This is a genomic window from Cysteiniphilum sp. (assembly GCF_057495195.1).
The window spans coordinates 140,117-147,508 of sequence record NZ_JBXTEF010000069.1 but is presented as its reverse complement, the minus strand read 5'-3'; the positions used below and the strand labels follow the sequence as shown (position 1 = coordinate 147,508).

Genomic DNA, 7,392 nt, shown 5'->3' with positions numbered 1-7,392 from the left:
ACCTCAAACAGCTGACGAATAGTTTAAAGGAAATTTTTAACTGGCACAAATCAAGATTAGATTGTTTCGCTAATCTTCTGGTTAGCCTAATCTCACGACAAACCGTAAATCTTGCACATTTGGCAACCCATTTTGCAAGAAACACCAAAATCGAGTCGAATTATCGACGCATACAGGGATTTTTTAAAGATGTTGAGTTTGATTATGATGCTGTTGCAAAGTGGAGTGTCGATCAGTTTTATGAACACTCCCCTAAACTTCTACAAATAATTAAGAATTCGTATCAACCTCAACGGTTGCTGATGCGCCAACGCGCAGACTTGGCACCTTATTCACTTCACTTTGATCAAGAACAACTTTCACAGGAAAGCGCTGTACTACTTTAACCCAGTTGCCTGACGCATTTTCAGGAGGCAATAAAGAAAATACACTGCCACTTCCCTCACTAATACTTTGAATCGTGCCATGCAATGTCACATTAGGGTACATATCAAGGGTTACAGATGCTTTTTGTCCAACTTTCATTCGTGACATCTGTGTTTCTTTGAAGTTCGCATCCAACCAATAGGACTCATTACTGACTAGCACAAATAGATTTTGATTTTGTGTGATTAGCGAGCCTGGGCGCAACGTAAAGTTAGTCACAAATCCTGACGCAGGCGCATAAATCTTGGTATAGCTTAAGTTTAATGCTGCTGTTGACACATTTGCTTTGGCAGCAGCAATTTTTGATTGTTGCAATGTTAATTGTTTTTGCTCTTGGGCAATACTGGCAAATGCAGCATTAACATTGGCATTAGCCACCTCAAGATCGCCTTTGGCCTCATCAGCATCTTCTTTTGAAACCATTCCTTGAACAACTAGCTTGGCAATACGCACTTCTTTTTGCTCTGCGACAAATTTCTGTGCTTGCGCCTGTTTAAGCTTCGCTTCTTGTAGATTAATCGAGTCTTTAATCGCTGCAACTTCCTCTTGTGCTAATGTCAAATCCGCTTTGGCTTTAGCAAGCTCATATTCAAAGCTTTGCGGCTCAATCGTAAATAACAGCTCGCCTTTTTTAACCTCTTGGTTATTACTGATATATAACTTGTCAAGCTTGCCTGTGACCTGCGCTGACATATGAATAACATCGGCATTAACATAAGCATCATCGGTTGATGGATAAATTTCGGTATATTTTACATAAGCGTAAAAACCGATTATACAAAGCAAAATCACAATCCCTAAAATGATATATTTCTTCCACGCTTTTGCTCTAGCATTTTTTGCTGTTGGCACTTTATTTTGATTATCTGTTTCTGTTTTATTTGAAATTTCTGTCGTTTGTTCAGTCATTGACAATAGCTCCAGCCCTAAAAAACCTAAAAATTCTAAAAATTCTAAAAATCATAACCCAATGATTTAAGTGCACGATCATCATCCGACCAACCCTCTTTAACCTTGACCCATAATTGTAAAAACACTTTTTTCCCGAGCATAAACTCCATATCTTGACGTGCTTCACTGCCGATCTTTTTGAGTTTTTGCCCTTTGGCGCCAATTACCATTGCTTTTTGTCCGGCACGTTCAACCAAAATGGTGGCATAAACTTCCATAATTTGACGCGCTTCATCAAACTTGCTTTTGTTAATCTCAACGGTTAATTGATATGGTACCTCTTGCCCTAAAGTGCGCATCAGTTTCTCACGAATAATTTCCGCCATCATAAAACGCTCGGTGCGATCAGTGACCTGATCCTCGGCATAAAAAAAGTGCTCACTTTCCGGTAAGTAACTTTCAATTTTGGCTTCTAACTCACTGATCAAATGTCCCTGCTTAGCAGAAACAAGAAAACTTGCAGCAAAGGGATATTTCTGCTTGATCTCATCGGTAAACTCGACTGCCTCTTGACGGTTATTTAATTGATCCACCTTATTGATCACTAAGATTACGGGGACTTTAACCGACTCGATCTTTTGTAATATCCACTCTTCAGCCGTTGTCCACTTACCCACTTCGACAACGAATAAAATGACATCGACGTCATTGATCACGCTACTTGCTTGTTTGTTCATCATTCGATTAATGGCACGTGGTTCATCTTGGTGAAGTCCAGGCGTGTCAACATAGATAAACTGTGTGTTTTCAATGGTTTTGATACCGGTAATTTGATGACGTGTTGTCTGTGGTTTGCGACTTGTAATACTGATTTTATATTTTAAAATATGATTTAAAAGCGTTGATTTTCCAACATTTGGTCGCCCAATAATGGCGACAAATCCACATTTTTTCATCTTATGATCGTCTTACTGTTTCCTTATGAAATTGTAGTCATTGTAGTTAGCACAACGCTTATTGTCGAATGAAATCACGCGTTTATAGTGCAATGCAATACTTGACTTAAGACTAAATACTCACCCATAAGTGCTCACCGTACCCTGAGCACTAGTCGAAGTGGGTAAGCTTGGGAAGATCACACTTCATAGAGGCTTCGACTTACGCTCAGCCAACGCTTACACAATCAAAGTGGACAGGAATATGGTCATAGCTCAATACTTCATTTTTTATTGTGTTATGCGCAATACTCTATCAACGCTGCTTAGCAATGTGTCGTTATGCGTAATAATGATCACCGTTTTATCTTTAAATACCGCTTGTAAGTTATCAATCACCTTTCTTTCAATGACTTTATCTAAACCTTCTGTTGGTTCATCTAAAATTAAAATAGGTGTTTGCGATAATACCGCACGCGCTAATGACAAACGCTTTTGCTGTCCTTTTGAGAGATGCCTGCCATGTTCTCCCGTCCAGCTATCTAACTGACGTGGCAACTCTAATGCAAAGTTTTTTAAATCAACAACATGCAAGGCATGCCATAACATCTCATCAGTCGCGTTAGGATTTGCTATTAACAGGTTATCACGGATACTGCCATTAAAAATATGCGCATGCTGACTAATAATTGTTATTTGCTGACGCAGTTGTGATTCGGTAAATTGTGTAATATCAATGCCTCCAATTAATATTTTGCCTGCTGATGGCGCATAAAACCTTGCTAATAATGAAACAATCGTTGATTTACCACAACCTGTAGCACCAACAATAGCAAGCTTTTCATTGGCTGCAATCTCAAGATTAAAATGCTCGTAAATAAGCTTATTACGCCCAGAGTAGCTAAATGAAATATCCTCAAAAGAAATATTATTGTGTTTTGGCGTATTTATTTGCTTACTACCATCATCATTAACAAATAATTTTGCCGGTTTTTGTTCAATAATATTTAATAATCTTTTGGCTGAAGATATTGTTCTTCCCAAGTATTGATAAGCCACAGGTAAAGGCATAATCGCCTCAAACAAGCCCATAATGCCTAGAGCAACCAAGGCAATAAAAGCACCACTTATTACACCTTGATGAACGAGTCCGACCATTAGCCATACGCCACACCACAGTGTCGCACCCAAAAACAAGGTCATAAGAGCCGCATTAAGCCCAGTATAATGACTCATTTTTTGTTGCGTTGAAATAAGCGCTTTATTTTGCATATTAATTATCTTTGCATGCTTATCTTCTGCAGCAAAGACCTTAAGCTCTGCTAAATATTGCACATGCTCAGTAATTGATGTCTTTAAATCTGCAGACTCTTCTGCTAGCGTTTTTGCAGTATGGGCGGATAATTTTCCCCCAACAACAGGAATACAAAACCCAGCAACAAAAGCAAAGCCCATGGTCATTAACGCTAAAGGAATACTTAAGAAGCTAAAAAATACACCAATAAGCAAGATCGACAAAAACAGCACGCAACTTGGCGAAATAATCCGAATATATAGGTTATCTAAACTGTTAACATCAGTGACTAAGCGATTAAGCAGGTCACCACTTTTATATTGTGCTAAATGTGTAGGTGCTAGAGGCACAAGCTTGTTATAAACCCATACCCGAATATCAGTTAATAACTTAAACGTTGCCTCATGTGTGACAACACGCTCACCATAGCGCGTTAGAATACGCATCAATGAAAAAGCACGCACGCCAGCTGATGGGTAAAAATAATTAAATTGGCTGGCAATTGCGTAACTTGAAATAGCCACAAACCCAGTTGATGAGATAAACCAACCAGATAAAGACAATAAACCAATGCTGGCTAAAATCGCTAAAAATGCCAGAAAGGTACCAATAAACATCCATTTTGCTTGATACTTAAAAATACTTAAAAAAGGGATTAATGCGCGCATACAACTTCTCCCTCTAATACTTGGTGACGGTATAGTGCATAAAAGTAACTTGATTGATCTTGCAACAATTCTTCCAAGCACCCTTGTTGTACAATTCGTCCTTCATCCATCACGATAATATGATCCATTTCGCTTAAGAACTGTAAGCGATGCGTCAACATGATCACCGTTTTATTTTGCCAATTGTTTAATAAGCTGTGCATGATAAGACGCTCATTTTCTTTATCCAAACTTGCCGTAGGCTCATCCAATAAGAGTAACTCACAAGGCTTAAGATAGGCGCGCGCTAATGCCAGACGCTGTGCCTGCCCTCCGGATAAGCCTATACTTTGCTCACCGATTTCAGTCGCTAATGTATCGGGAAATGCACTGACTTCTTGATCTAATTGTGCCAGTTTTAATACATGCCATAGCTCATCATCTTGAGCATTAGCATCTGCAAGTTGTAAATTATAGCGAATGCTGCCTTTAAAGAGACCGGCATTTTGTCCAAGCCAACTGATCCTACTAAGCCAAGTCTTTTCATCAATGCGATTAAGTGGTAAATCATGATTAATCGTAATGCTTTCATCTTTTGTATGCATAAATTGCATAAGCAAATTTAAAATAGTCGTTTTACCAGCACCACTGGCACCGACAATCGCAATCTTCTGCTTGTGTTTGACCTCAAAGCAAATATTAGTCAGTGCATTTTTAGATTTACCAGCATAACAAAAACTTAAATGATTAAATTGAATTGAATCAATCACTGGTAAGTCTTGAATCAAAAGCTTTTCACCTTTTCCACATTTTTCACTTTTTTCACTTTTTTCACCTTGCACATCATTCTCGCCTTTTACATCTTCATGCTTTGATAAGGCAAATATTTTTTGTAACTCAAGAGCTGCCCCCATTGCTTCGGTTTTTGCATGATAATGCGTGCTTAACTCACGAAGAGGCAAGAAAAACTCAGGTGCTAATAGCAAAATAAACAATCCACCTTGCAAGGTCATATTTTCAAAAGACCACCATACTGTATGGACATTGGCACTATTGATAAACCCCATACCTAGATAAATCGCAACCAGTGCAATTGATGCTGCTGAAAACACTTCAAGTACCGCAGATGATAGAAATGCAATGCGCAATACCTTCATTGTTTTAATACGATAATCATCAGAATACTCAAAGATTTTTTGCGCATGATTTTCAGCACGATTAAATAGACGTAAAGTTGCCAAGCCATGCAGTGTGTCTAAAAAGGCACTACTCATTCGCGCTAAGGTTTGAAAGTGTTTTTGGTTTTCACTTTCAGCGCCCCAACCAACCAACATCATAAAAAGTGGTATTAATGGCGCACACACCAATAAAATAATGCCACAAACAATACTTTGTGGAAAAACAAAGATTAAAATCGCCAGTGGCATAAGTCCTGCTAAGGTCATTTGAGGCAAGAAATACATTAAGAAGTTGTTTAAGCCTTCCACTTGTTCCATTGCTGCACTGATCAAGTCACCACTGCTTAATTCACCTGATTTGACAGGGCCTAATTGATTAATATGCGCAATAACATCGTCTCTTAATTGCTCTTTTACCTTAGCCGCTGCTTTAAAGCTCACAACTTCCTTAAGCCACGACAGACCTGCTCGCATAAATACAATAGCAATAATTGCCACAAAGTAGCTAACAAGTTCAATGTTTGATAGTTTCTCAATATAAGCGGCATAACAAATATGCGCTAACAGATAAAGTTGCCCAATAAGTAACAAGCCACTTAAAAAACTCACTAGAATAGTGAGTTGTACCCATTTTTTAGCAGGATGAGCACGCGACTTTAACCAGATCCGCGCTGACTTGCGTTCTGAAGCTGTATTTGCTTGCATAAAGGTGAAATAAACCGATCTAAAACAGTGGCGGCATTATATACCGCACCACGCTGACATGTAAGTGAATATAGGCAATTTGCGAGTTTATTGTAGGATATCAATCTGAAAATGGTGCAGAAGAATGATGTAAGACAATTTTTAACTGCCCATTTGGCGTTTTAACATAAGCGAAGGTATATTCAACGGTTATTACTTTATTTTCATCATCAGTAAAGTCATACATACCCATTACAATCGCCATATCACCATGGAAATACATTCCATCGTTATGGAACACCACTTTTGTCCATGGTTGAAGAGCAAAGCCCTTATCTTCTTTAAATTTTTTGTTGCCACCGACAAAATAAGAAAGAGCGGATTCTTTCGTTGATCTAAATGGAATTTCCTTTGCTTTGGTTGGTTTAAACATCACTACACCTTTTTCATAATTGTAAGCGTAGAGCGTGTTGATTAGGTTCTGAGCTACTTTTTTATAATTTCCTTTATTTGTATAAGCATCGCCTATTGCTACAATTCCTACTGCCCATTGAGACTGTGCCTTTTCAACCTCAGCTACTGTAATATTATTAGCACTTTGCGTTGGTATTGTTAATGTTTTATTGTCCATTGCAGTCGATGTCGCTGCTGCATTTACTTTTTGCGTAGCAGCAACACTCAAAACCAAAACTAAGCCTAATACAGCAGGTGCAATGCGTCCCTTTAAGTCTAATTTTATAACTTTTATCGCCTGATATGTTGGTAGTTTTTTATCATTATCCATAGGTTTTTTCCTTCTTGTTATAGTTTGTACCCACATGTATGCTTCAGTGAGTTAAGCACTAAATTTCTAAAATTTACAATTTTTTTACATTTTATGCTAGCCAACCGCTAAGGCTTTATATAAAGTAACTGACAACTAATAAGCACCATGTTGAATTATAGCTTATTTGCCGAAGCAGGATGCTTAATTAGGAAACGTTAATTGTAATGTTTTGTTAAATCACTAATGACAAGACAAATATAAGGACGAACGCATAGGGAGAAAGTTAATGAAGAAAATCACCGTTGAAGAAAAAATTACTAACCTTTACCACTGCTCAATTCTAGAGTTTTATCAACAGTGCATGAACCGTAAAATGGAAACCCATGATATTGCAAAACTACTCGACTGTAGTGTCAGCAACTTGCGTCGTATCGCGCGCAAGTATAATTTTCATTTCCACCATCCTGAGCCGACACCGATGTTGGCACAAAATCAAAATTTCCTTAAAAAGAAACTCAATATCGATAATTTTCTCTCTCGCCGCTGGCGAATTGGGCAGTATGCTTAATGC

The 7,392-nt window shown here is 38.2% G+C and carries 6 protein-coding genes; 1 reads left to right on the top strand and 5 read right to left on the bottom strand.

What is annotated here, in order from left to right; genetic code table 11:
* Positions 1-270 precede the first annotated feature (270 nt).
* From ACY10D_RS06475 to ACY10D_RS06455, 5 genes are all read right to left on the bottom strand, one after another.
* Positions 271-1,335 carry an HlyD family secretion protein gene (locus tag ACY10D_RS06475; RefSeq protein ID WP_486999946.1) on the bottom strand — a complete coding sequence of 355 codons (1,065 nt, stop codon included), beginning with the start codon at positions 1,333-1,335 and terminating at the stop codon, positions 271-273.
* Between the two features lie 44 nt (positions 1,336-1,379).
* Positions 1,380-2,273, bottom strand: a complete 894-nt coding sequence (gene era, locus ACY10D_RS06470; protein ID WP_486999945.1) for a GTPase Era — start codon at positions 2,271-2,273, stop codon at positions 1,380-1,382.
* Between the two features lie 270 nt (positions 2,274-2,543).
* The gene (cydC, locus tag ACY10D_RS06465; protein WP_486999944.1) at positions 2,544-4,214 is read right to left on the bottom strand and encodes a heme ABC transporter ATP-binding protein/permease CydC; all 1,671 of its coding nucleotides are present in this window, start codon (positions 4,212-4,214) and stop codon (positions 2,544-2,546) included.
* A complete protein-coding gene (cydD, locus tag ACY10D_RS06460) occupies positions 4,202-6,076 on the bottom strand; it encodes a thiol reductant ABC exporter subunit CydD (RefSeq protein ID WP_486999943.1) in 1,875 nt (624 codons plus the stop codon). Before cydD ends, cydC begins: the two co-directional genes overlap by 13 nt.
* Before the next feature lie 100 nt (positions 6,077-6,176).
* Complete coding sequence (locus ACY10D_RS06455) at positions 6,177-6,839, bottom strand: phosphoribosyl-AMP cyclohydrolase (protein WP_486999942.1); 663 nt, start codon at positions 6,837-6,839, stop codon at positions 6,177-6,179.
* A gap of 268 nt (positions 6,840-7,107) precedes the next feature.
* Between ACY10D_RS06455 and ACY10D_RS06450 the strand changes: the two genes are divergently transcribed.
* The gene (locus ACY10D_RS06450) at positions 7,108-7,389 is read left to right on the top strand and encodes a hypothetical protein (RefSeq protein WP_486999941.1); all 282 of its coding nucleotides are present in this window, start codon (positions 7,108-7,110) and stop codon (positions 7,387-7,389) included.
* Positions 7,390-7,392: the final 3 nt, after the last annotated feature.

What these genes read in the sequence shown, in the direction of transcription:
- ACY10D_RS06475 (WP_486999946.1), bottom strand. Translation starts at nt 1,335, where the DNA reads ATGACTGAACAAACGACAGAAATTTCAAATAAAACAGAAACAGATAAT.
- era (WP_486999945.1), bottom strand. Translation starts at nt 2,273, where the DNA reads ATGAAAAAATGTGGATTTGTCGCCATTATTGGGCGACCAAATGTTGGA.
- cydC (WP_486999944.1), bottom strand. Translation starts at nt 4,214, where the DNA reads ATGCGCGCATTAATCCCTTTTTTAAGTATTTTTAAGTATCAAGCAAAA.
- cydD (WP_486999943.1), bottom strand. Translation starts at nt 6,076, where the DNA reads ATGCAAGCAAATACAGCTTCAGAACGCAAGTCAGCGCGGATCTGGTTA.
- ACY10D_RS06455 (WP_486999942.1), bottom strand. Translation starts at nt 6,839, where the DNA reads ATGGATAATGATAAAAAACTACCAACATATCAGGCGATAAAAGTTATA.
- ACY10D_RS06450 (WP_486999941.1), top strand. Translation starts at nt 7,108, where the DNA reads ATGAAGAAAATCACCGTTGAAGAAAAAATTACTAACCTTTACCACTGC.